Consider the following 22,406-nt stretch of genomic DNA (forward strand, 5'->3'; position numbering starts at 1 on the left):
GTGGTCGGCATGACCACGTTCGGCGCCTCCGCCCCCGCGCCGCAGCTGTTCGAGCACTTCGGCTTCACCGTCGCGCACGTGGTCGACGCGGCGAAGCGCGTTATCCGCTGAGCTCACACCCACCCGGGTAGGAGCCCGCTGGCGGGCGATGCTCCTGGCGAGAGGCCAGAAAAGCATCGCCCGCCAGCGGGCTCCTACAGGAAATGACGAAACGGATCAGGCGAGCAGCAGGGCGGCCAGATCGTCCGGCGTAGCGGCGATGGCATGGGCGCCGGCCTGTTCCAGCTCCGCGCGGCCGCCGAAACCCCACAGCACGCCGAAGCCGCGCACCCGGTTGGCCACGGCGCCGTCGATGTCGAAGTGGCGGTCGCCGATCATCACCGTGTCGGCCGGGTCGGCGCCGAAGTCGGCCAGTGCCTCGCCGATCATCGCAGCCTTCTCGCTGTGGGCGCTGCCCGGATGCGGGCCGTACAGGCGCAGGAACGCGTCGCCGAACGGCAAGTGGGCGATGATCGGGGCGGCGTGGCGGTGCGGCTTGCTGGTGACCACGGCGAGCTGGTGGCCGGCGCCGCGCAGCCGCCCGATCAGCGCCTCGATGCCCGGATAGATCGCGTGCTCGCGCCAGCCGTGCGTGTCGAAGCGCTCGTGGTAGTACGCCACCGCCGCCTCGATGCGTTCGGCATCGTGGTCCAGCAACGGCGCGAAACTGTGCCGCAGCGGCGGGCCGATCCAGCGGCGCAGCTCCTCGTGCGCCGGTGCCGGCACGTCCAGCCGCGCCAGCGCATGCCTCACGCAGGCGGTGATGCCGTGCTCGGAATCGATCAGGGTGCCGTCGAGGTCGAACAGGCAGAGCATTACTTCGCGGCCCGCGCCTTCAGCGCGGCCACCGCGGGCAGCTCCTTGCCTTCGAGGAACTCCAGGAACGCGCCGCCGCCGGTGGAGATGTAGGAGACCTGGTCGGCGATGCCGTACTTGTCGACCGCGGCCAGGGTGTCGCCGCCGCCGGCGATCGAGAACGCCTTCGACGCGGCGATCGCCCGCGCCAGCGTCTCGGTGCCCTTGCCGAACGCGTCGAACTCGAACACGCCGACCGGGCCGTTCCACACCACGGTGCCGGCCTTGGCGATCAGGGCCGCGTAGATTTCGGCGGTCTGCGGGCCGATGTCGAGGATCATCTCGTCCTCGCTGACTTGGTCGACCGGCTTGATCGTGGCCGGGGCCTGCGCGGAGAACGCCGGCGCCACCACCACGTCGACCGGCATCGGCACCTCGGCGCCGCGGCGTTTGGCGTCGGCCAGCACCTTCTTCGCGGCGTCGATCAGGTCCGGCTCGACCAGCGAATTGCCCACCGAATGGCCCAGCGCGGCGATGAAGGTGTTGGCGATGCCGCCGCCCACGATCAGCTGGTCGACCTTGCCGATCAGGTTGTCCAGCAGGGTCAGCTTGGTGGAGACCTTGGAGCCGGCCACGATCGCCAGCAGCGGGTGCGCCGGGTGTTCCAGCGCCTTGCCCAGCGCGTCCAGCTCGGCGCACAGCAGCGGGCCGGCGGCGGCGACCGGGGCGTACTTGATCACGCCATGGGTGGAGGCCTGGGCGCGGTGCGCGGTGCCGAACGCGTCCATCACGAAGATGTCGCACAGCGCGGCGTACTTCCTGGCCAGCGCATCGTCGTCCTTGCCTTCGCCGACGTTCATGCGGCAGTTTTCCAGCAGCACCACCTCGCCCGGCGCCACCTCGACGCCGCCGGCCAGGTAGTCGGCCACCAGCCGCACCGGCTGGTGCAGCCTGGCGCTCAGCCACAGCGCTACCGGCGCCAGCGAGGATTCGGCGTCGAACCGGCCTTCCTTCGGCCGGCCCAGGTGCGACATCACCATCACCTTCGCGCCGGCGTCGCGGGCGGCCCGGATCGTGGGCAGGGCGGCGTCGAGGCGCTGGGTCGAGGTGATCTGGCCGTGGTCGTCGATCGGCACGTTCAGGTCTTCGCGGATCAGCACGCGCTGGCTGCGCAAATCGAGGTCACTCATGCGGATGACTGCCACGGCGGAACTCCGGTGAAGGGTGGAAAGCAGGCCCGAATGGGCGTCAACCGCTTATTGTCCGGTGCGTGGGGAGCCGATGCAAACCGTGGCGGGATGCCGCAGGCCGGCCGGCCATGCGCGCGGCCCGCCACTGTGGCTAAACTGCGGGCTGTCCATGCGCGCGGGAGAGGGACGGCTATGGCTACCGGGTTGGTGCTTTACGGCTACTGGCGCTCCAGTGCCGCGTACCGCGTGCGCATCGCGTTGAACCTCAAGGGGCTGGACTACGAGACGCGCCCGGTGCACCTGGTGCGCGATGGCGGCGGGCAGCACGCACCGGATTACCGCGCGCTCAATCCGCAGGAACTGGTGCCCTGCCTGCTCGACGGCGATCGCGCGATCACCCAGTCGCTGGCGATCATGGAGTATCTCGACGAGATCCATCCGGAGCTGGAAACGGCCCTGCTGCCGGTCGATGCGCGCGGGCGTGCCCGCGTGCGGGCACTGGCGCAGGCGGTGGCCTGCGACATCCATCCGCTGGGCAACCTGCGCGTGCTGCAGCAGCTGGAAGCGCAGTTCGGCGCCAGCGAGGAGCAGCGCGCCGAGTGGTCGCGGCACTGGATCAGCGAGGGTTTCAGGGCGATCGAGGCGATGCTGGCCGACAACGCGGCCACCGGCCGCTACTGCCACGGCGAGGCGCCGGGCATGGCCGACGCCTGCCTGGTTCCGCAGGTCTACAACGCGCTGCGCTGGAAATTGCCGCTGGACGGCTATCCGACGATCCGGCGCATCCACCAGGCCTGCAGCGAGCTGGAGGCGTTCCGGCGGGCGGCGCCGGAGGTACAGGCGGACGCGCCGCAAGGCGAGAAGTGAGTGAAGAGGAGTGAGAGGCGAGAGAGAGCAGGGTGAGGCGGGTTGTGCCGTCTCTCATTCCTCACTCCTCTTCACTCACTCCCTGGTTCTCAGAAGCCCATCCCGTACGGGTCGTTGCCGGCCAGTTCCTCGTCGCTGTTGCCGCCTTCGGCGAGGCGGATCTTCAACGCCAGGCCGTCGCGCGAGTCGGACTTGTTGAGCGCTTCCTCCAGCTCCACGCGGCCTTCCTTGTACAGCCGGTACAGCGACTGGTCGAAGGTCTGCATGCCTTCCTGCAGGCTGCGGTCCATCGCTTCCTTGATCTCGTGGATCTGGCCGCGGCGGATCATGTCGCGGATCAGCGGGGTGTTCAGCAGCACCTCGGCGGCCGGGATGCGGCGGCCGTCCTTGCCGAGCACCAGGCGCTGGCTGATCACCGCGCGCAGGTTCAGCGCCAGGTTCATCAGCACGTTCTTGTGCGCCGACTCGGGGAAGAAGTTGAGGATGCGCTCCAGCGTCTGGTCGGCGTTGTTCGAGTGCAGCGTGGCCAGGCACAGGTGGCCGGTCTCGGAGAACGCGATCGCCGCCTCCATGGTGTCGGTGTCGCGGATCTCGCCGATCATGATCACGTCCGGCGCCTCGCGCATCGCGTTCTTCAGCGCCTCGTGGTAACTGTGCGTGTCCAGCCCCACCTCGCGCTGGTTGACGATCGACTTCTTGTGCCGGTGCAGGTACTCGATCGGATCCTCGATGGTGAGGATGTGGCCGGGCGAGTTGGAATTGCGCTGGTCGAGCATCGCCGCCAGCGTGGTCGACTTGCCCGAGCCGGTGGCGCCCACCACCAGGATCAGGCCGCGCGGCTCCATGATCAGGTCGCGGAAGATGCCGGGCAGCTGCAGCTGCTCGATGCTGGGGATCTCGCTCTTGATCGCGCGGATCACCATGCCCACTTCGCCGCGCTGCTTGAACACGTTGATGCGGAAACGGCCGGCTTCCTTCACCGCCAGCGCCATGTTCAGCTCCAGGTCGCGCTCGAACTGCGGCACCTGGCCCTCGTCCATCAGCGAATAGGCGATCTTCTTGACCATGCCGCCGGGCAGGCCGGTATTGCCCAGCGGATACAGCTTGCCCTCGACCTTGATATTCACCGGGGCGCCGGTGGACAGGAACATGTCCGACGCGCCCTTGTCTACCATAAGCTTGAGGAAGTAGCCGATATCCACGAATAACCCCTGTTTGCGCAAAGCGCGTTGCAATGTCGGATTATGCCCGCCCACAATACGCTGCGACATACCACGAGGAATGTGATGTACATCTTTTCCCTGCCGGCCGGCTCCCCACGCCGTATCCGTACGGCCATGGCGATGGCGGCCCTTACCCTGGCGCTGGCCGGCTGCGCATCGGTGCCGCCGCCGAACGATTCGATGAACATGGCGCAGTCGCAGCTGCAGATGGCCCGCGATGCGGGGGCGGCCGACTACGCCCCGGTCGACCTGGGATTTGCGCAGGACAAGTTCCAGCAGGCGCAGACGGCCATGGCCGAACGCAAGTACGCCGATGCGGCCAGCCTGGCCGAGGAGTCGCGCGCCGACGCCGAGCTGGCCCAGGCCAAGGCCCGGCTGGGTGCGGCGCGGGCGCAGATCCAGAGCAAGGTGCAGGAGAACACCCGCCTGCGCCGGGAAGGCGAGCAACTGGACCAGCGTGACAACGCGCCGGCACCGGCGCCGTCCGCTCCGCTGCCCACCCAGGACATGCCGGCACCGGCCTCGACCGTGCTGTCCGCGCCGGCCGGTGCCGGTTTCCAGACCGTGCCGGAGACCGGCCAGCAGCCCGCTTCCAATGCCCAGGGAGGCCAGCCATGAAGCGCCCCACCTTCACCCTGGCCGCGATCGTGCTGGCCCTGGCGGCCGCCGGCTCGGCGCACGCCCGCAAGGACGACATCGACATCGCCCGGCTGAGCGGCGGCCTCGACCAGCTCGCCAACGACCCCAGCCTGGGCCGCTACGCGCAAGCCGAGCAGGCCCGCGCCCGCGACGCGATCAACCGGCTGGCCCAGGCCGGTTCGCGCGAGCGCCCGCACGCGCTGTACCTGGCCGAGCGCCGGGTCGACCTGGCCAAGACCGCCGCGCAGTTGCAGGATGCCCAGGTCAAGCTGACCCAGCTCGACCGCGAGCGCGACCAGATCATGCTCGACAACAGCCGGCGCGAGACCGAGCTGGCCCGGCGCGAGCTGGAGCGCCAGCGCTTGCAGTACCAGTTGGCCCAGGAGGAGGCGGCGCGGCTGCAGGCGCAGGGTCAGGAATACTCGCAGGCGGCCGAACAGGCGCGCGCCGAGGCCGAGCGGGCGAAGAAGCTGGCGGCGGCGCAGAGCAAGGTGGCCAAGGCGGCCAAACAGCAGGCCGAGCTGGCCGCCCAGGCGGCCAAGGCGATGCGTTCGCAGATGGGCGAAGGCGACCAGCCCGCCGCAGCGGCCCCGGACGCCTCGAAAAAGCATCCTTGACCATGATCCCGGCGGGGCGCTGTGGCGCCCCGCCGCGCCCGTGCCCGCGCTCGGCAGCGGCCTGCCCGGGTCTCGGTTAGTTAAACGTAAAAGGCTGTTTTGACAGCTGTTTCACCCGAAACCCTGGCGTTTCGCGAAGCCTCTCCGCCAGGCTTGCACCCCCCTGATCGGGAGAGTAGGGTCGAAGTCCCACGGGGCATCCAGGCCGCGTGGGCCACTGACCCGAATCATGCGCTTATTCCACGTTTCCATGCGTCACCCGCGTTCCGGCAGGCCGGCGCGGGGCGTGGGTGCGTGCATGCATTCAACGTCTGCGGATGCCTCCTGTCGCATCCGCATGCCAACTCGCGAGGAGGTCGGATCATGTTTGAAAACCAGCAGCGTGATGATGTCGAGGCATTGATGAAGGCCGACGCCGAATTCCGGCGGCTCTACCAGCATCACCGCGAACTCGACAGCAAGGTGCACGATGCCGACATCGGCGTGCTTCCCATCGACGATGTCACCCTCGCCAGCATGAAGAAGGAGAAGCTGCTGGCCAAGGCGCGACTCGAACGCATGTGGGCGGATCGGGCGCATCTCATCCACTGAGCCTGCAGTTTCACGTGAGCGCGGCCCCGGGCCTTTCCCCCGTGTATCGGGAAGGGTGCCGGGGCCGCCGCGTTTGCGGCGGGCGGCCGGGCCGAGCGGTTATCATGGCGATCCCGCAGCCGCGGCCTCGCCCGGCTGCCCTTCCAGCGACGGAGCCCCCATGACGGTCCACCAGAGTGTCCTCGAACTGATCGGACGTACCCCGATGGTGCGCGCGCAGCGCCTGGATACCGGGTCGTGCGAGCTGTTCCTCAAGCTGGAGAGCACCAACCCCGGCGGCTCGATCAAGGACCGCATCGGCCTGTCGATGATCGAGGGCGCCGAGAAGGACGGCCGCATCCGCCCGGGCGACATCCTGGTCGAGGGCACCGCCGGCAACACCGGCCTGGGGCTGGCCCTGGTCGCGCAGCAGAAGGGCTACCGGCTGATCCTGGTGGTGCCGGACAAGATGAGCCGTGAGAAGATCTTCAACCTCAAGGCGATGGGCGCCGAGGTGGTGCTGACCCGCTCCGACGTGGCCAAGGGCCACCCCGAGTACTACCAGGACATGGCCGAGCGGATCGCCCGCGAGACGCCCGGCGCGTACTTCATCAACCAGTTCGGCAACCCGGACAACCCGGCCGCGCACATCGCCACCACCGGCCCGGAGATCCTCGAGCAGATGGACGGCAAGGTCGACGCGATCGTGGTCGGCTGCGGTTCGTCCGGCACGCTGAGCGGCCTGTCGAAGTTCTTCGCCGGGCACTCGCCGCAAACCGAGTTCGTGCTGGCCGATCCGGTCGGCTCGATCCTGGCGCAGTACATCAACGAGGGCACGCTCTCGACCAAGTCCGCCAGCTGGATGGTCGAGGGCATCGGCGAGGATTTCCTGCCTTCGATCAGCGACTTCACCCGGGTGAAGAAGGCCTATGCGATCCCTGACAAGGAGAGCTTCCTCACCGCGCGCGAGCTGCTGGCGAAGGAGGGCGTGCTGGGCGGCTCGTCCACCGGCACCCTGGTCGCCGCGGCGCTGCGCTACTGCCGCGAGCAGGCCGCGCCGAAGCGCGTGGTCACCCTGGTCTGCGACACCGGCAACAAGTACCTGTCCAAGCTGTACAACGACTACTGGATGCTCGACAACGGCTTCATCGAGCGCGAGCGGCACGGCGACCTGCGCGACCTGCTGCTGCGCCCGTTCGCCCAGCGCGACACGGTGGTGGTCGGCCCGAACGAGCTGCTGGTCACCGCCTACAACCGCATGAAGCTGTACGACGTGTCGCAGCTGCCGGTGATGGACGGGCGCAAGCTGGTGGGCATCGTCGACGAATCCGACGTGCTGATGCACGTGCACGCCGACGAGACGCGCTTCCGCGATCCGGTGTCGACCGCGATGATCACCAGCCTGCAGAAGCTCGACGTGCGCTCCCCGATCGAGTCGTTGCTGCCGGTGTTCGAGCGCGGCCACGTGGCGATCGTGGTCGACGGCGACGACTTCCTCGGCCTGATCACCCGCATCGACCTGTTGAACTATTTGCGCCGCAAGGTGGACTAAGCGTTCCGATCCGGTCCGTACCGGTCCGGCCGTGCCGGCCCGGTGCGTGAAAGCCTGCCGCAATGCGGCTCGCCCAAGATGGCCATCCAGGTGCGGCCGCGGGCCGCGCAACCACCCAAGGGAAGCCCTGTCGATGTGTGGAATCGTTGCTGCCGTTGCCCAGCGTGATGTCGCCCCGCTGCTGATTGCCGGCCTGAAGGCGCTCGAATACCGCGGCTATGACTCCTCCGGCGTGGCCGTGCTCGACCATGGCGCGATCCGCCGCGTGCGCGCCAAGGGCAAGGTGCGCGAGATGGAGGCGCTGTACCTGGCCGACCCGCTGCCCGGCGGCACCGGCATCGCGCATACCCGCTGGGCCACCCACGGCGTGCCGAGCGAGGCGAACGCGCATCCGCACATCGCCGGCCGCGTGGCGATCGTGCACAACGGCATCATCGAGAACTACGCCAGCCTGCGCGCCGAACTGCAGGCCGGCGGCTACGTGTTCACCTCCGAGACCGACACCGAGGTGATGGCCGTGCTGATCGACCGCCACCTCGGCCAGGGCATGCGCCTGCGCGAGGCGGTGCTGGCCACCGTGCGCGAGCTGGAGGGCGCCTATGCGATCGCGGTGATCAGCAGCGACGAGCCCGGCCGCGTGGTCGGCGCGCGCCGCGGCGCGCCGCTGCTGGTCGGCCTGGGCATCGGCGAGAATTTCCTCGGCTCCGACGCGCAGGCGCTGATCCAGGTCACCAACAAGATGCTGCACCTCGACGAGAACGACGTGGTCGAGATCACCCGCGACAGCGTGCAGGTGTTCGCCCTCGACGGCACGCCGGTGGTGCGCCCGGTGCACGAGAGCGAGCTGTCCACCGACGCGGTCGAGCGCGGCGAGTACCGCCACTACATGCAGAAGGAGATCTTCGAGCAGCCGCGCGCCATCGCCGACACGCTGGAGGCGCGCCTCGGGGCGCACGGCGTGCTGCCGAACATCTTCGGCATCGACAGCGACGCCCTGCTGCGCAAGGTCCGCGGCCTGCACATCATCGCCTGCGGCACCAGCTACCACGCCGGCCTGGTCGCGAAGTACTGGATTGAGGAATACGCGCGCCTGCCGGTCAGCGTGGAGGTGGCCAGCGAATACCGTTACCGCGAGACGGTGGTGCCCGAAGGCACCTTGTTCGTGGCCATCTCGCAGTCCGGCGAAACCGCCGACACCCTGGCGGCGATGCGCGAGTCGCGCCGGCGCGGCTACCTCGGCACGCTGGCGATCTGCAACGTGCCCGAATCCTCGGTGGTGCGCGAGGCCGACCTGAAGCTGATGACCCGCGCCGGCCCCGAGATCGGCGTGGCCTCGACCAAGGCCTTCACCACCCAGCTGGCCGGCCTGGCCCTGCTGACGCTGGAGCTGGCCCGCCGCAACGGCCTGGCCGACGACCGCTACGCGGCGCTGTGCGCCGAGTTGCAGCACCTGCCGCGGGCGGTCGAGAACGCGTTGCAGCTGGAGCCGGCGATCATCGTGCTGGCGGCCGACTTCATCCACCGCCAGCACGCGCTGTTCCTCGGCCGCGGCGTGCAGTATCCGGTGGCGATGGAGGGCGCGCTGAAGCTCAAGGAAATCTCCTACATCCACGCCGAAGCGTATGCCGCCGGCGAACTCAAGCACGGCCCGCTGGCCCTGGTCGACGAGAACATGCCGGTGATCGCGGTGGCGCCGAACGGCCCGCTGCTGGACAAGCTGAAATCCAACCTGCAGGAAGTGCGTGCTCGCGGCGGCCGCCTGATCGTGTTCGCCGACGGCGCCGCCGGCATGGACGACATGGCCGGCCACGGCGCCATGCTCCGCGTCGAATCGGGCGGCTCCTTCATCGCCCCCGCCGTGTTCACCGTACCGCTGCAGCTGCTGGCCTACCACGTCGCCGTGCTGCGCGGCACCGACGTCGACCAGCCGCGCAACCTGGCCAAGTCAGTGACGGTGGAATAGGTGCGGCGCACCGCCTGACTGGCCGTCAAGTCTGACTCTGTCCCGGTTGGGCGCCGGGTTCTCGAAGCCGGCGCCTTTGTTCTTCCATGGCTCGAGTCCAAACAGCTCCAGGCGCGTGGCGCCTGGAGGTCACGAACAGGCGTTCATACCCGCACGCGCTGCATCAGTGGTTCGAAGCGGTACATGGCGGAACGCCGCCCGGCCGCTTCGCGCACTACCTGCAGCAATCCTTCCTGCAGCAGCACTCGGCTGAACCGCGCCGCTGTCTGCGGCGGGATGCCGGCGTTGCGGGTGAAGCGGCTATTGCTGAACACCGGATGGGTGAACAGGTAGTCCAGCGCCGCCACCGCGTACTTGGACGCGAGCAACTCGGCGAAACGGGGTTTCATTTCCGCATAGAAATCACCGATCGTCTGCGCGGCTTCCAGGTTGGAGACGGCCTGCTGCTCCACCGCGGCCAGGAAGAACTGGCACCATCCTTCCCAGTCGTTATCCGAGGACACCCGGCGCAGCCGATCCAGGTATTCGTCCTTGTGGTCCTCGAAGTAACGGCTGATGTAGAAATGCGGCGCAGCGATCGCCCCGCCTTGCCACAGCATCAGGGTGATCAGCATACGGCCGACGCGCCCGTTGCCGTCCTCGAAGGGATGCAGCGCCTCGAACTCGGCATGTGCCAGCGCCGCGCGCAACAGCACCGGCACGGTCTCGTCGTTGATCAGGCGAAACAGCGCCTCCATGCCGCCGGGCAGATGTTCCGGCGCGATGGGTACGAAGCTCACCTTGCGGCTGCCGCGCTCACCGATGTAGTTCTGTTCGCGTTTGTAGGCGCCCGGTGATTTGGCGGCTCCACGCCCGAAGGACAGCAACTGGCGGTGGATGCTCTTCAACAGCGATTCCGACAGAGCCTGGCCCTGTTCCATCCGGTGCTGGGCGGTGTTCAGCGCACGCCGGTACAGGGCCGTCTCGATGGCGTCGGAGCGAAACCCCCGGGCGGCGCTCTCGTCGTCGTCGCCGAATTCCGCCTCCAGCAGCAGGATTTCGTCCAGTGTGCTGATGGTGCCCTCCATGCGCGAGGACACTACGGCTTCCTGGCCTCTCATCGGCGCCACGAACAGCTCGCTGTTGTGCAGTCCGTGGAGCATCTGGTCGTAGCGCGCCAGCGCCGCCGTGGCCCCCAACAAGTCCGGCATCAGGCGGCCGTAATCCAACCCTCCCGGTGGAAATTGCCCGACGTGGCAGTGGACGGCTTGGCTGGTGTCGAGATTCATGTGTTGCATGGTATCTCAATTGCCATACACATATTCACCATGATTAACAACAAGCATCGTTGTTGTTCATGAATCGCGCACAAAGTGCTTGTCGTCAAAATTGGCGGCTCCATGAAAAGCGAGCCTGCTTGCCGTTATCCCGGAATCGACAACGGAACTTGATTGCAGCATATCGCCAAATCTTGACGACAAAGCATGTTCAAGGGTTCGTCGGCACCGTCGGGCAGCAGAACCCAGCTGAGCACTCCTCATCGATGAAATTATTGCCAAATCAAAAGGTTGTGCTTGATCTTGGCAGATCTTGGGACATGCCGTGGGACACTTCGGGAAAACCTCGCGGCGCCTCGGCGAGCCGCAAGGGGCTAGCCGCGACAAGCAGGCCTGCTCGCGGTGTACGGGCGGAAGCGGGGCCCGGGCAAGCGTCAGGCGCGCCCGTAGACGTCGTCGTAACGCACGATGTCGTCTTCGCCGAGGTAGCTGCCGGACTGCACCTCGATCAGTTCCAGCGCGACCTTGCCGGGATTGCGCAGGCGGTGCTTGCTGCCGAGCGGGATATACGTGCTCTGGTTTTCGCCGAGCAGGAACACCTTGTCGTCGCAGGTGACCTCGGCGGTGCCGGAGACCACGATCCAGTGCTCGGCGCGGTGGTGGTGCTTCTGCAGGCTCAGGGCTGCGCCGGGCTTGACCACGATGCGCTTGACCTGGAAGCGCTCGCCTTCCTCCAGCGAGTCGTAGCTGCCCCACGGCCGGTACACCACGCGGTGCAGCGAGTGTTCGCTGCGGCCGGCGGCCTTCAGCCGCTCGACGATCTTCTTCACGTCCTGCGCGGCATCGCGGTGCGCCACCAGGGTGGCGTCCGGCGTGGTCACCACGATCAGGTCGTCGACACCGACGGTGGCGAGCAGGTGGCGCTCGTGCGAGCGCAGCAGCGAGTTGTGCGTGTCCACCGCCATGGTGTCGCCCTCGCGCAGGTTGCCGTCGGCGTCCTTGCCGCCGGTCAGCCACAGCGCCGACCACGAGCCGATGTCGCTCCACGCGCAGCTGACCGGGATCACCGCCGCGCGCCGGGTCTTCTCCATCACCGCGTAGTCGATCGAGTCGTCCGGCACCAGCGCGAACGCGTCGCGGTCGATGCGCACGAAGTCGAGATCGGTGGTGGCTTTCGCGTACGCCTCGCGCACCGCCGCCAGCATCGCCGGCGCGTGCGCGGCCAGTTCCTCCAGGTAGCGCGCGGCCTTGAACAGGAACATGCCGGAGTTCCAGTCGTAGCCGCCGTCGGCGAGGTACGACTCGGCCGTGGCCAGGTCGGGTTTCTCGACGAACTGCTCGACGCGATAACCATGGGCATCCACGGTTTCCGCGCGACGGATATAGCCGAAGCCGGTGTCCGGGCGATCCGGGCGGATGCCAAACGTCACAAGCCAGCCTTGTTCAGCCAGCGGCATGGCTTGTTTCACGGCCTCGACAAACGCGGCCGTGTCACCGATCAGATGATCAGCAGGCAGTACCAGGAGCACGGCATCCGCATCGCGTTGCAGTGCTTGCAATGCACCCAACGCGATCGCCGGCGCGGTGTTGCGGGCCAGCGGCTCCAGCACGATGGTGGCGCCCTTGATATCCCCTTCCAGCAGCTGGTCGGCAGCGAGGAAGCGATGGTCCTCGCTGGCCACCACGATCGGCACGGCCACATCGGGCAACTGCCGGGTACGTGCGATGGCCTGCTGGAACAGCGTGCCCTTTCCGGCCAGTTCCAGGAACTGCTTGGGCAGGTTCTTGCGCGAGACCGGCCACAGGCGCGTACCGCTGCCGCCGCTGAGGATGAGGGGAATCAACATGGGTCCTTGTCCTGTTTCAGTTGGTTGATGTGATGAGCTCTTGCATGGTTTTGTGCAAGCCTTGCCGCCAATCGGGGAGTGGAAAAGCGAAGTGCCGCTGGAACTCGGCATTATCCAGCAATGACCACGCGGGGCGCACGGCATGGGTAGGAAATTCAGCGCTGCCGATCGCGACCACGCGGGGAGCGCGCGCCAGCAGGCCGAGCGCCGCGGCCTGTTCGACGATCGCGCTGGCGAAGCCATGCCAGGTCGTGGCGCCGCTGGCGACCAGATGGTGGGTGCCGGCCAGTGCGCGCCGTTGCGCGGCGTCGGCCTGGAGCCAGCGGTCGAGCGCGGCGAGGCTGGCTTCCACGATCAGCATGGTGTCGGTGGGCGCGCCGTGCTGGTCGGCGACCACGCGCAGTTCGTCGCGTTCGGCGCCCAGGCGCAGCATGGTGCGCAGGAAGTTGTGGCCGTGCGCGGCGTAGACCCATGCAGTGCGCAACGTCAGGTGGTCGGCGCCGCTGTCGCGCAGCGCCTGTTCGCCGGCCAGCTTGCTGCGGCCGTAGGCGCCGAGCGGGGAGGTCGGTGTGTCGACGGCGTACGGCTGCGATTGCCTGCCGTCGAACACGTAGTCGGTGGAGTAGTGGATCACCAGCGCGCCATGCGCCGCCGCCCAGCGGCCGAGCACGCCGACCGCCTCGCCGTTGACGCGAGTGGCCAACGCCTCTTCCTGCTCCGCGCGGTCGACCGCGGTGTACGCGGCGGCATTGACGATCACGTCCGGCCGCACGCGGTCGAGCAGGACGGGCAGCGACTCGGGGATCGACAGGTCGGCGATCTCGCCGTGGCCACCAGCAGTCACCACACCATCGCGACTGGCGACGATCAACTCGCCGCGCGCAGCCAGGCCACCCTGATCAAGAAACGTGCGGCCGAGCTGGCCGTTGGCGCCGAGCAATAGGGTCTTCATGTCCACCTCCACCATTATCGTCATCCCCCGCGCAAGCGGGAAGAGCTTTTCAACAGCCGAAGGGCTGGTCATCCAGTGTCCTGACATGGCCAGACAGCAGTCGCTGGATCCCTGCCTTCGCAGGGATGACGATCAAAAAAAGCCTAGGCTGCGTACACCGGCAGCCGCTCGGGTGGAACATCCTCGAGCAACGGCGTCTTGCCGTCCTTGTCCGACAGCAGCGGTTCGCTCAGCGGCCAGTCGATGCCCAGCGCGGCGTCGTTCCAGCGGATGCCGGCATCGGTCTTCGGGTCGTACAGCGCGGTGCACTGGTAGGTGAAGGTGGCGAACTCGGACAACACGCAGAAGCCGTGCGCGAAACCTTCCGGCACCCAGAAGTGGCGGTGGTTGTCGGCGGTGAGCATCACGCCGACGGATTGCCCGAACGTGGGCGAGCCGCGACGGATATCCACCGCCACGTCGTAGACCTCGCCCTCGAGCACGCTGACCAGTTTGCTTTGCGGGTTCGGCCACTGGTAGTGCAGGCCGCGCAGCACGCCGCTGGCCGAGCGCGAGACGTTGGATTGCACGAAGTTGACGTCGATGCCCGCCTCGATCCATCTGGCCTTGTTGTAGCTCTCGTAGAAGAAGCCGCGGGCATCGCCGAACACCTGCGGTTCGATGATCAGGGCGCCGGGCAGCGCGATCTCGATCACTTTCATCGCACGTGGCCATGCCGGGTCAGCTGTTGCAGGTACTGGCCGTAGCCGGTCTTGGCCAGCGGCGCGGCCAGCGCCAGCAATTGCTCGGTGTCGATCCAGCCGTTGAGGTAGGCGATCTCCTCCGGGCAGCACACCTTGAGGCCCTGCCGGTTCTCGATCGTCTCGATGTAGTTGCCCGCTTCCATCAGCGACTCGTGGGTGCCGGTGTCGAGCCAGGCGAAGCCGCGGCCGAGCTGCTCCAGGTGCAGCGAGTCGTCGTCGAGGTAGCAGCGGTTGAGGTCGGTGATCTCCAGCTCGCCGCGCGGCGAGGGCTTCAGCGACGCGGCGTAGTCGCACACGCGGGCGTCGTAGAAGTACAGGCCGGTGACGGCGTAATGCGACTTCGGCTGGGCCGGCTTTTCCTCCAGCCCGATCACCTTGCCGGCGTCGTCGAATTCGGCCACGCCGTAGCGCTCCGGATCCTTTACCCAGTAGCCGAACACCGTGGCGCCGCGCTCGCGCGCGGCGGCGCGCCTGAGGCGCTCGGTGAAACCGTGGCCGTAGAAGATGTTGTCGCCCAGCACCAGGCAGCTCGGCTTGCCGTCGACGAAGTCGCGGCCGATGGTGAACGCCTGCGCCAGCCCGTCGGGCGAAGGCTGCACTGCATACCGGATGTCGATGCCCCACTGCGAGCCGTCGCCGAGCAGGCGCTGGAACATCGACTGCTCGTGCGGGGTGTTGATCACCAGCACCTCGCGGATGCCGGCCAGCATCAGCGCGGCCAGCGGGTAGTAGATCATCGGCTTGTCGTACACCGGGAGCAGCTGCTTGCTGATCGCGCGGGTGATCGGGTGCAGCCGGGTGCCGGAGCCGCCGGCGAGGATGATGCCCTTGGTGGTCATGCGCCCAGCCTCTCCATGCGGTAGCTGCCGTCGAGCACGCGTTGCACCCACGGCTGGTGGTCGAGATACCAGTCCACCGTGGCGGCGATGCCGCTCTCGAACGTCTGCGAAGGTTGCCAGCCCAACTCGCGCTGTAGTTTGGACGAATCGATCGCATAGCGGCGGTCGTGGCCGGGGCGGTCCCTCACGTAGGTGATCAGCGACTCGCGCGGGCGGCCGTCGGCCGTCGGCCGGCGCCCATCGAGCAGGGCGCAGATGGTCTTCACCACGGCGATGTTCTCGCGCTCGGCATTGCCGCCCACGTTGTAGGTCTCGCCCACCCGGCCGGCGTCCAGCACGCGGCGGATCGCGCTGCAGTGGTCGCCCACGAACAGCCAGTCGCGGATGTTTTTGCCGTCGCCGTAGACCGGCAGCGCTTCGCCGGCCAGCGCCTTCTGGATCACCAGCGGAATGAGCTTTTCCGGGAACTGGTACGGCCCGTAGTTGTTCGAGCAGTTGGTGGTCAGTACCGGCAGGCCGTAGGTATGGTGGAACGCGCGCACCAGGTGGTCGGAGGCAGCCTTCGAGGCCGAGTACGGCGAGTTCGGCGCGTACGGCGTGGTCTCGGTGAACTTGCCGTCGGCGCCGAGCGAGCCGTACACCTCGTCGGTGGACACGTGCAGGAAGCGGAACGCCTTGCGGGCGCCGCCTTCCAGGCCGCGCCAGTAATCGCGGGCGCCTTCCAGCAGGCCCAGCGTGCCCACCACGTTGGTCTGCACGAACTCGGCGGGCCCGTCGATCGAGCGGTCGACGTGCGATTCGGCGGCGAAATTGACGATCGCGTCAGGCCGGTGTTCGGCCAGCAGCCTGGCCACCAGCGCGCGGTCGCCGATGTCGCCGTGCACGAACACATGCCGCTCGTTGCCCTGCAACGAGGCCAGCGTGTCCGGGTTGCCGGCATAGGTGAGCTTGTCCAGGTTGACGACCCGCAGGCCGTCGGCCACCGCCTGCAGCACGAAATTGGCGCCGATGAAGCCGGCCCCGCCGGTGACCAGCAGGGTCTTGCTCCTCGTGGATGATTCGTTCATCAAGATGTCCTAAGGTTTCAGCCGAGCGGGTCTGCAGGGCGGTTCAAGCGCCGGGTGGGCAACAAATGATGCCGGTTCCGGACGCGATGACCAAGCGCCGGCCGTGTTCGTGAAGGTGTCGAAGCGAGAAGGATGCTGGAAAACCGACAGTTTGCTCACTTTGGGATGAACGCCATCCTCGCCCGTATACCCGATAGTTGCCGCTTAACGGCTAGAATCACGGGCTTGATCGTCACCCAGGCGATCCGTTCGGCGGGTCGGGAGAAACAGAGCGATGAAAAGCGGCAAGCAACGCAGTGAACAGGGAATGGGCACCCGCGCGATCCACGCCGGCCAGCATCCCGATCCCAGCACCGGCGCCATCATGACGCCGATCTACGCCACCTCGACCTACGTGCAGGAGAGCCCGGGCAAGCACAAGGGCTACGAGTACTCGCGCACGCAAAATCCTACGCGCATGGCTTACGAACGTTGCGTGGCGGACCTGGAGGGCGGCGTGGCCGGCTTCGCGTTCGCCTCCGGCCTGGCCGCCGCGGCGACGGTGCTCGATCTGCTCGATTCGGGCAGCCACGTGATCGCGATGGACGACCTCTACGGCGGCACCTACCGCCTGTTCGAGAAGGTGCGCCGGCGCTCGGCCGGGCTGGACTTCAGCTTCATCGACCTTAACGACATGGCGGCGCTGAAGGCGGCATTGCAGCCGAACACGCGGATGATCTGGGCGGAAACGCCGACCAACCCGATGCTGAAGCTGGTCGACCTGGCCAAGGTCGCCGCGTTCGCGAAGAAGCACGGCCTGATCCTGGTGGTCGACAACACGTTCTGCTCACCGATGATCCAGCGGCCGCTGGAATTCGGCGCCGACCTGGTGCTGCATTCGGCCACCAAGTACATCAACGGCCACTCCGACATGGTCGGCGGCATCGTGGTCGCCGGCAGCCAGGAGCTGGCCGGGCCGATGGGCTTCCTGCAGAACTCGGTGGGCGCCGTGGCCGGCCCGTTCGATGCGTTCCTCGCCATGCGCGGCCTGAAGACCCTGCACCTGCGCATGCGCCAGCACTGCGCCAGTGCGCTGGAGCTGGCGACGTGGCTGCAGAAACACCCGGCGGTCGAGCGGGTGATCTACCCAGGCCTGAAGAGCCACCCGCAGCACGCGCTGGCGAAACGCCAGATGCACGGCTTCGGCGGCATCGTCACGGTCGAGGTGAAGGGCGGCCTGAAGAAGGCCAGGCGCATGCTGGAGCGCTGCGAACTGTTCGCACTGGCCGAATCGCTCGGCGGCGTCGAGAGCCTGATCGAGCACCCGGCGATCATGACTCACGCCTCGGTGCCAGCGGCCAACCGCAAGCGGCTGGGGATCAGCGACGGACTGGTGCGGCTGTCGGTCGGGGTGGAGGACGTTCAAGATTTGCAGAATGAACTCAGTATGGCTCTGGCATGAGGCTGATTGATCACGGCGCGTTAGCGAAAGCCTGGTGGCAATGAGGGAGAGATGGCATTGTCAGGTTCTCTACGTCGGGCAGCGCTGACCTTGCTGCACTTGATTGCCAGTGGGCGCTCGATCGCTCCGCTGGATTGGCTTGTCGCACGTTTGCCTATCGCTTTGAAAGTGCGTGTCAAGAAATCTCTCGTCAGTGTGGCGGCCGGGACGCCGTGGACTCCAGCGCCATCGCCCCAACCCAGCCCAGTTAGCAAACTTCAAGATATTTCCCTGGAAAGGGCGACTCCTTGCAACGGTAGTGGCGTCAACCTGATTGGTTACGTACGTGGCGGTCTGGGCTTGGCCGAAAACGTGCGCTCATTTGCGCGGGCACTTTCAGCGGCATGTTTTCCATTCACGCTGATTGATGCAAACGTACTCGCGCCTGATCGCAATATCGACACTTCGCTTGCCATCGATGTCAGTACCGACGCCAAGTTCGATATCGATCTCTATTTCGTTAACCCCGATCAGCTGAACGCTGCTCTGCAGGGTCTCGGTTCCCGCTCCGATCATTATCGGATCGGATACTGGTTCTGGGAACTTGAACGGGTGCCTGACGAATGGATAGCTGCCATCGATCTTGTCGACGAAATCTGGGTTTCGTCTCAATTCGTGCAAAAGGCATTTTCTCAAGTCACAGCGAAGCCCGTGATCCTTATTCCGATGGTAGTGGAGATTGACGAACTCGGAGTCGGGAGCATGTTGGGCGATAAGCGCGACCAACCTGCGTTCACATTTTTATTTAGTTTTGATTTTCATTCATATATCGAGCGAAAAAATCCCGTTGCAGTTATTGATGCGTTTCGAAGCGCGTTTCCGGTAGATCGCAAAGATGTACGCCTGGTGCTCAAATCCATCAATGGCGACATATTTCAGAGCCAATTCTATGAACTTATCGAATACGTATTGAAAGATCCACGAATCCTGATTCAGGATGGATTTATTTCTCGCCAGCAAATGATTGCACTGATGGCTAGCGCAGATGCTTATGTTTCCCTGCATCGGTCCGAGGGTTTTGGCCTTGGACTTGCCGAATCGATGTACCTTGGCAAACCGGTGATTGGTACGGCTTATTCCGGGAATGTGGAATTCATGACTCCTGACAATAGCTGTCTAGTGGATTACATCATGATCGAGGTCAAGCCCGGGGACTACATGCATGGCGAGGGGCAGTATTGGGCTGCTCCTGATATTAATGATGCGGCGCGCCACATGCGACGGCTTGTTGACGAACCGGCGTATGCGACGGCTCTCGGCGTGCGTGCGGCTACCGATATGCGCACCCTTCATTCGCGCGCACGATGCAGCCAGATAGCCATCAGCCGGTTGCGCCAGATATGCCATCAGCGCGACTCTGATACGAAACATGAAGTCGGCGATAATCATAAAAATAAAATTGATCATGGAGATCTACCATGCGCCGCCATCTGAGCCCCAAATCATGAAAGAAATGTTTCTCGCCATCTGGCACTATCGGCATTTTATCGTGTCGTCGATCAAAAACGATTTGCGATCGCGCTTTGCACGTAGCAAGCTCGGCGCTGCCTGGATGATTCTGCAACCGTTGGCACAGGTCGCGATCTACTCGTTGGTGCTATCTCGCATCATGACAGCGAAGTTGCCCGGCATCGATAGCCCCTATGCCTATTCCATCTATCTTCTTGCAGGCATGATGGGATGGTCTCTGTTCAACGAGGTTGTGACGCGTTCACTCACGATCTTTGTTGATAACGGCAGCATGTTGAAGAAGGTTGTATTCCCTCGCGTGTGCCTCCCTATAGTGACCGTAGGATCTGCGCTGGTTAACAACGTGCTTCTGTTTTTGGTGACGGTCATTGTTTTTGTGCTGCTCGGTCATGTGCCGACGGTAGCGTTGTGGTGGATGCCCGTTCTTATTCTGGTAACGATCAGCTTTGCGATCGGTTTTGGGCTTTTGCTTGGCGTTCTTAACGTGTTTGTACGCGACGTCGCCCAATTCATGAACATTGTGCTGCAGCTCTGGTTTTGGCTGACACCTGTTGTCTACACACCTTCGATCGTTCCGCCGAAGTTTCGTGAAGTGATGTTCCTGAATCCCATGTATTGGATCGTGAGCGACTATCAGAGCGTACTTGCTTATGGCCGTAGTCCGGATATGGCTGCACTCTTGCCGCTTGTCGTGGTTACCGTTTTGCTGTTGCTGATATCGCTATTCCTTTTCCGCAAGGCCTCTCCAGATATGGCGGACGTGTTATGAGCGCTGTCGTTCTGCACATCGACAATGTTGGAAAGTCGTTTCGGGAATACGGGAGCGAATGGCGTCGATTCGGCAGCTGGTTTGGCTGGCGATCTCCCAAGGTTCGTGAGCACTGGGTATTGCGGAATATCAGTTTCGTCGTCCGCAAGGGCGAAGCCGTGGGAATCGTCGGTCAAAACGGTGCTGGCAAGAGCACGCTGCTCAAGATGATTACAGGGACGCTTGGTGTCACCGAGGGGGCGGTGCGCGCTGGCGGGAGAATCGCGGCAATTCTTGAGCTCGGCATGGGATTTGATCCCGACCTCACTGGCCGCCAGAACGTCACGCATACCGCCGGCTTGATGGGTTTTTCGCGTACCGAGATACAACGCCTGGTGCCGGAGATGGAGGCATTTGCAGAAATTGGCGCCTATTTTGACGAGCCGTTGAGAACCTATTCGAGCGGTATGCAGATGCGCGTAGCCTTCAGTCTGGCTACTGCAGCGCGACCGGAGATTCTTATTGTCGACGAAGCGCTTGCGGTGGGCGATGCGTATTTCGTGCACAAGTGCTTCAAGCGGATCCGGGAATTTCGCGAGGCGGGCACTACGCTGTTAATTGTTTCGCACGACAAGAGCGCCGTGCAATCGCTTTGCGATCGGGCCGTCATGATCGATAAGGGGCGTTTGGTCGCTGATGGTACGCCACAGGAGGTACTCGACCTCTACAACGCGATGATCGCCGAGAAGGAAAATAGTACGGTCCGGCAGTCGCATGTGCACGATGGCTCCACGGTGACGGTGTCCGGTACAGGTGAAGCTACGGTGGAGCGGGTTTGGCTCGAGGATCGTTACGGAAACTCGGTAGAGTTCGTAGGAGTCGGCGATTTGACGGATCTGGTCATTCGCGTCCGAGTTCAGGCGAGGCTGGCGAGGCTGGTCATCGGATACATGATTCGTGACCGCCTTGGGCAGGCAGTTTTTGGCACCAACACGTTCTACTCGGACCAAGTCATCGAAGACGCATCCAGCGGTGACGTGTTTGAACTTCGCGCCAGCTTCCCCATGAACCTTGGTGCCGGCAGTTATTCCGTGTCGGTAGCGTTGTCAAGCACCGAGACCCATCTTGTGGATAATTACGAGTGGCGGGATCTGGCTCTTGTTTTTACTGTTGCCAATACTCAGCGCGCGCAGTTTGTAGGCATGATATGGATACCTCCGCGACTGACGCTGTCTTCTGAGTTGCGGCAATTCCAATTGAGTAGAGGCAAAGGGTTGCACACGACGTCGGACTCAGTGGTAACCGGCGTGTAGCTGCACGGTATGGTGACCCGGGGGGGAGGGTGGCGCCACGGCAGCATTCAGCCATTCAAGTAGACATTACATACGCGGGAAAAATCAAAAGATGAACTCCAGTGGTCGCAAGGGTACTCATCCGTCCGAGGATCCGAATTCGCTTTTTTCGCTCGCTCAGGAATTGAGCTTGGAAGAAATTATGCAGCGTTTGCGAGAGGACGCTCAGGGCAGCCCCGCACACGAACAAAAGCAGGCAGATACGGATGCCCATGAGAGTATTCAGTCCATTGAACCCGCGCGCGCTCCTCTTTCATTGCCTCCTGAATTGAGTTTGGAGGAGATCATGCTGCGTGTGCAGAAGGAGGTTAGGCGTCGTCGCGGAGAGTCTACGCAGGGGGCGTCTGGCGCCGTGATGGGTGATCCCGCGGGCAATGGTGAATTGCCGCGGTGGGAGTCATCCTTGCCCCGGCTCCCAGTCAGTCGAGAGTATGTTCTCAAGGATTTGCTGCAATTTGCCGATGCGGACTTCATTGATACGGCCTATCAGATAATTCTACGAAGGCCGGCAGATGTGGCCGGTCGTGAACACTTCCTGGCAGCGTTACGTGCTGGGCACCTGAGCAAGGTCGAGATCCTTGGGTTGATCCGCTTCTCAGATGAAGGTATGCAGCGCGGTGTCCATGTAGACGGGCTCCTGCTGCCGTACAAGTTGCATCGATGGCGTCATTTGCCGGTCATTGGCCGTGTCTTGGCCTTCGCCATGGCGGTCGTTCGGCTCCCTCGTTTGGCCATGCAACTGCAGGCAATGGAGAATGCCGCTGCACGAGAGAGTCAGAGCATTGGGCGATTGCTGAACCGTGTCGATGAAGCCGTCGAAGGGCGTTTTGTCGATGTTGACAACGCCGTAGGCCTCGTGCGTGCCGAACTGCTGCAGTCAATCACGGCCAGAGCGGAAGATCTGCGAGAGATCGCTGTCCGTGCCGATTCGCTGCAGATGATCGTCGAAACTCGAGATGATGAGCTTCGTGCTTATAAAGCGGAGCGCGAAAAGCACGATCGCAACATGCTCCAGCAGTTGGGCGAGCAAGGCTCGGTCACGGCCAGCTTGGCCGACGAGTTTCGCGCGCACAAGGCGGAGCGTGAGCTGCGCGATGGCGACATGCTTCGGCAGCTGGGTGAGCAAGGCTCGGTCACGGCCAGCTTGGCCGACGAGTTTCGCGCGCACAAGGCGGAGCGTGAGCTGCGCGATGGCGA

Annotated in this window: 20 protein-coding genes; 11 read left to right on the forward strand and 9 right to left on the reverse strand. The window is 64.8% G+C overall.

What is annotated here, in order from left to right; all coding sequences use genetic code 11:
* Positions 1-216: 216 nt before the first annotated feature.
* Complete coding sequence (locus AC3WRN_RS03285; protein ID WP_492621869.1) at positions 217-855, reverse strand: HAD hydrolase-like protein; 639 nt, start codon at positions 853-855, stop codon at positions 217-219.
* Positions 855-2,024 carry a phosphoglycerate kinase gene (locus tag AC3WRN_RS03290; protein WP_492621870.1) on the reverse strand — a complete coding sequence of 390 codons (1,170 nt, stop codon included), beginning with the start codon at positions 2,022-2,024 and terminating at the stop codon, positions 855-857. The genes AC3WRN_RS03285 and AC3WRN_RS03290 overlap by 1 nt, the downstream gene beginning before the upstream one ends.
* A 192-nt stretch (positions 2,025-2,216) precedes the next feature.
* Between AC3WRN_RS03290 and maiA the strand changes: the two genes are divergently transcribed.
* Positions 2,217-2,891, forward strand: a complete 675-nt coding sequence (gene maiA, locus AC3WRN_RS03295; protein WP_492621871.1) for a maleylacetoacetate isomerase — start codon at positions 2,217-2,219, stop codon at positions 2,889-2,891.
* Between the two features lie 89 nt (positions 2,892-2,980).
* Here the strand turns inward: maiA and AC3WRN_RS03300 are convergent, their stop codons facing one another.
* The gene (locus tag AC3WRN_RS03300) at positions 2,981-4,093 is read right to left on the reverse strand and encodes a PilT/PilU family type 4a pilus ATPase (protein ID WP_492621872.1); all 1,113 of its coding nucleotides are present in this window, start codon (positions 4,091-4,093) and stop codon (positions 2,981-2,983) included.
* 84 nt (positions 4,094-4,177) lie between these two features.
* Here AC3WRN_RS03300 and AC3WRN_RS03305 point away from each other — a divergent pair, with 84 nt between their 5' ends.
* The 5 genes from AC3WRN_RS03305 to glmS all read left to right on the forward strand — a co-directional run bounded on the left by AC3WRN_RS03305 (position 4,178) and on the right by glmS (position 9,455).
* Positions 4,178-4,732, forward strand: coding sequence for a DUF4398 domain-containing protein (locus AC3WRN_RS03305; RefSeq protein WP_492621873.1), 555 nt, complete (start codon positions 4,178-4,180; stop codon positions 4,730-4,732).
* Complete coding sequence (locus AC3WRN_RS03310; protein ID WP_492621874.1) at positions 4,729-5,370, forward strand: hypothetical protein; 642 nt, start codon at positions 4,729-4,731, stop codon at positions 5,368-5,370. Before AC3WRN_RS03305 ends, AC3WRN_RS03310 begins: the two co-directional genes overlap by 4 nt.
* 363 nt (positions 5,371-5,733) lie before the next feature.
* Positions 5,734-5,961 (forward strand): HP1242/YdcH family protein, encoded by a 228-nt coding sequence (locus AC3WRN_RS03315; protein ID WP_068095161.1) that lies wholly within the window; start codon positions 5,734-5,736, stop codon positions 5,959-5,961.
* Positions 5,962-6,121: 160 nt separating this feature from the next.
* Positions 6,122-7,492: a pyridoxal-phosphate dependent enzyme gene (locus AC3WRN_RS03320; protein WP_492621875.1), complete on the forward strand. Its 1,371-nt coding sequence runs from the start codon at positions 6,122-6,124 to the stop codon at positions 7,490-7,492.
* Between the two features lie 133 nt (positions 7,493-7,625).
* Positions 7,626-9,455 (forward strand): glutamine--fructose-6-phosphate transaminase (isomerizing), encoded by a 1,830-nt coding sequence (gene glmS / locus AC3WRN_RS03325; RefSeq protein ID WP_492621876.1) that lies wholly within the window; start codon positions 7,626-7,628, stop codon positions 9,453-9,455.
* Positions 9,456-9,598: 143 nt separating this feature from the next.
* Here the strand turns inward: glmS and AC3WRN_RS03330 are convergent, their stop codons facing one another.
* From AC3WRN_RS03330 to rfbB, 6 genes are all read right to left on the reverse strand, one after another.
* On the reverse strand, positions 9,599-10,732 hold the full coding sequence (locus AC3WRN_RS03330; protein WP_492621877.1) for a Fic family protein: 1,134 nt from the start codon (positions 10,730-10,732) through the stop codon (positions 9,599-9,601).
* Between the two features lie 413 nt (positions 10,733-11,145).
* Positions 11,146-12,558, reverse strand: a complete 1,413-nt coding sequence (locus AC3WRN_RS03335) for a mannose-1-phosphate guanylyltransferase/mannose-6-phosphate isomerase (protein WP_068095170.1) — start codon at positions 12,556-12,558, stop codon at positions 11,146-11,148.
* A 16-nt stretch (positions 12,559-12,574) separates the two neighbouring features.
* Positions 12,575-13,510, reverse strand: coding sequence for a dTDP-4-dehydrorhamnose reductase (rfbD, locus tag AC3WRN_RS03340; RefSeq protein ID WP_492621878.1), 936 nt, complete (start codon positions 13,508-13,510; stop codon positions 12,575-12,577).
* 143 nt (positions 13,511-13,653) lie between these two features.
* On the reverse strand, positions 13,654-14,211 hold the full coding sequence (rfbC, locus tag AC3WRN_RS03345; RefSeq protein WP_492621879.1) for a dTDP-4-dehydrorhamnose 3,5-epimerase: 558 nt from the start codon (positions 14,209-14,211) through the stop codon (positions 13,654-13,656).
* Complete coding sequence (gene rfbA, locus AC3WRN_RS03350; RefSeq protein ID WP_492621880.1) at positions 14,208-15,092, reverse strand: glucose-1-phosphate thymidylyltransferase RfbA; 885 nt, start codon at positions 15,090-15,092, stop codon at positions 14,208-14,210. The genes rfbC and rfbA overlap by 4 nt, the downstream gene beginning before the upstream one ends.
* A complete protein-coding gene (gene rfbB, locus AC3WRN_RS03355) occupies positions 15,089-16,159 on the reverse strand; it encodes a dTDP-glucose 4,6-dehydratase (RefSeq protein WP_492621881.1) in 1,071 nt (356 codons plus the stop codon). Before rfbB ends, rfbA begins: the two co-directional genes overlap by 4 nt.
* A gap of 274 nt (positions 16,160-16,433) precedes the next feature.
* Between rfbB and AC3WRN_RS03360 the strand changes: the two genes are divergently transcribed.
* The 5 genes from AC3WRN_RS03360 to AC3WRN_RS03380 all read left to right on the forward strand — a co-directional run.
* Positions 16,434-17,600, forward strand: coding sequence for a trans-sulfuration enzyme family protein (locus AC3WRN_RS03360; RefSeq protein WP_492621882.1), 1,167 nt, complete (start codon positions 16,434-16,436; stop codon positions 17,598-17,600).
* Between the two features lie 51 nt (positions 17,601-17,651).
* The gene (locus AC3WRN_RS03365) at positions 17,652-19,073 is read left to right on the forward strand and encodes a glycosyltransferase family 4 protein (RefSeq protein WP_492621883.1); all 1,422 of its coding nucleotides are present in this window, start codon (positions 17,652-17,654) and stop codon (positions 19,071-19,073) included.
* A complete protein-coding gene (locus AC3WRN_RS03370; RefSeq protein WP_492621884.1) occupies positions 19,045-19,878 on the forward strand; it encodes an ABC transporter permease in 834 nt (277 codons plus the stop codon). Before AC3WRN_RS03365 ends, AC3WRN_RS03370 begins: the two co-directional genes overlap by 29 nt.
* A complete protein-coding gene (locus AC3WRN_RS03375) occupies positions 19,875-21,170 on the forward strand; it encodes an ABC transporter ATP-binding protein (protein WP_492621885.1) in 1,296 nt (431 codons plus the stop codon). The genes AC3WRN_RS03370 and AC3WRN_RS03375 overlap by 4 nt, the downstream gene beginning before the upstream one ends.
* Positions 21,171-21,261: 91 nt before the next feature.
* A partial coding sequence (locus AC3WRN_RS03380) for a DUF4214 domain-containing protein (RefSeq protein ID WP_492621886.1) occupies positions 21,262-22,406 on the forward strand: 1,145 nt, incomplete at its 3' end.

Source organism: Rhodanobacter sp. FW101-FHT13A11 (assembly GCF_058790335.1).

Excerpts from the sequence above, each read along its gene's own strand:
- AC3WRN_RS03285 (WP_492621869.1), bottom strand. The coding sequence starts at position 855 with ATGCTCTGCCTGTTCGACCTCGACGGCACCCTGATCGATTCCGAGCAC.
- AC3WRN_RS03290 (WP_492621870.1), bottom strand. The coding sequence starts at position 2,024 with ATGAGTGACCTCGATTTGCGCAGCCAGCGCGTGCTGATCCGCGAAGAC.
- maiA (WP_492621871.1), top strand. The coding sequence starts at position 2,217 with ATGGCTACCGGGTTGGTGCTTTACGGCTACTGGCGCTCCAGTGCCGCG.
- AC3WRN_RS03305 (WP_492621873.1), top strand. The coding sequence starts at position 4,178 with ATGTACATCTTTTCCCTGCCGGCCGGCTCCCCACGCCGTATCCGTACG.
- AC3WRN_RS03310 (WP_492621874.1), top strand. The coding sequence starts at position 4,729 with ATGAAGCGCCCCACCTTCACCCTGGCCGCGATCGTGCTGGCCCTGGCG.
- AC3WRN_RS03315 (WP_068095161.1), top strand. The coding sequence starts at position 5,734 with ATGTTTGAAAACCAGCAGCGTGATGATGTCGAGGCATTGATGAAGGCC.
- AC3WRN_RS03320 (WP_492621875.1), top strand. The coding sequence starts at position 6,122 with ATGACGGTCCACCAGAGTGTCCTCGAACTGATCGGACGTACCCCGATG.
- glmS (WP_492621876.1), top strand. The coding sequence starts at position 7,626 with ATGTGTGGAATCGTTGCTGCCGTTGCCCAGCGTGATGTCGCCCCGCTG.
- AC3WRN_RS03330 (WP_492621877.1), bottom strand. The coding sequence starts at position 10,732 with ATGCAACACATGAATCTCGACACCAGCCAAGCCGTCCACTGCCACGTC.
- AC3WRN_RS03335 (WP_068095170.1), bottom strand. The coding sequence starts at position 12,558 with ATGTTGATTCCCCTCATCCTCAGCGGCGGCAGCGGTACGCGCCTGTGG.
- rfbD (WP_492621878.1), bottom strand. The coding sequence starts at position 13,510 with ATGAAGACCCTATTGCTCGGCGCCAACGGCCAGCTCGGCCGCACGTTT.
- rfbC (WP_492621879.1), bottom strand. The coding sequence starts at position 14,211 with ATGAAAGTGATCGAGATCGCGCTGCCCGGCGCCCTGATCATCGAACCG.
- rfbA (WP_492621880.1), bottom strand. The coding sequence starts at position 15,092 with ATGACCACCAAGGGCATCATCCTCGCCGGCGGCTCCGGCACCCGGCTG.
- rfbB (WP_492621881.1), bottom strand. The coding sequence starts at position 16,159 with ATGAACGAATCATCCACGAGGAGCAAGACCCTGCTGGTCACCGGCGGG.
- AC3WRN_RS03360 (WP_492621882.1), top strand. The coding sequence starts at position 16,434 with ATGAAAAGCGGCAAGCAACGCAGTGAACAGGGAATGGGCACCCGCGCG.
- AC3WRN_RS03365 (WP_492621883.1), top strand. The coding sequence starts at position 17,652 with ATGGCATTGTCAGGTTCTCTACGTCGGGCAGCGCTGACCTTGCTGCAC.
- AC3WRN_RS03370 (WP_492621884.1), top strand. The coding sequence starts at position 19,045 with ATGGAGATCTACCATGCGCCGCCATCTGAGCCCCAAATCATGAAAGAA.
- AC3WRN_RS03375 (WP_492621885.1), top strand. The coding sequence starts at position 19,875 with ATGAGCGCTGTCGTTCTGCACATCGACAATGTTGGAAAGTCGTTTCGG.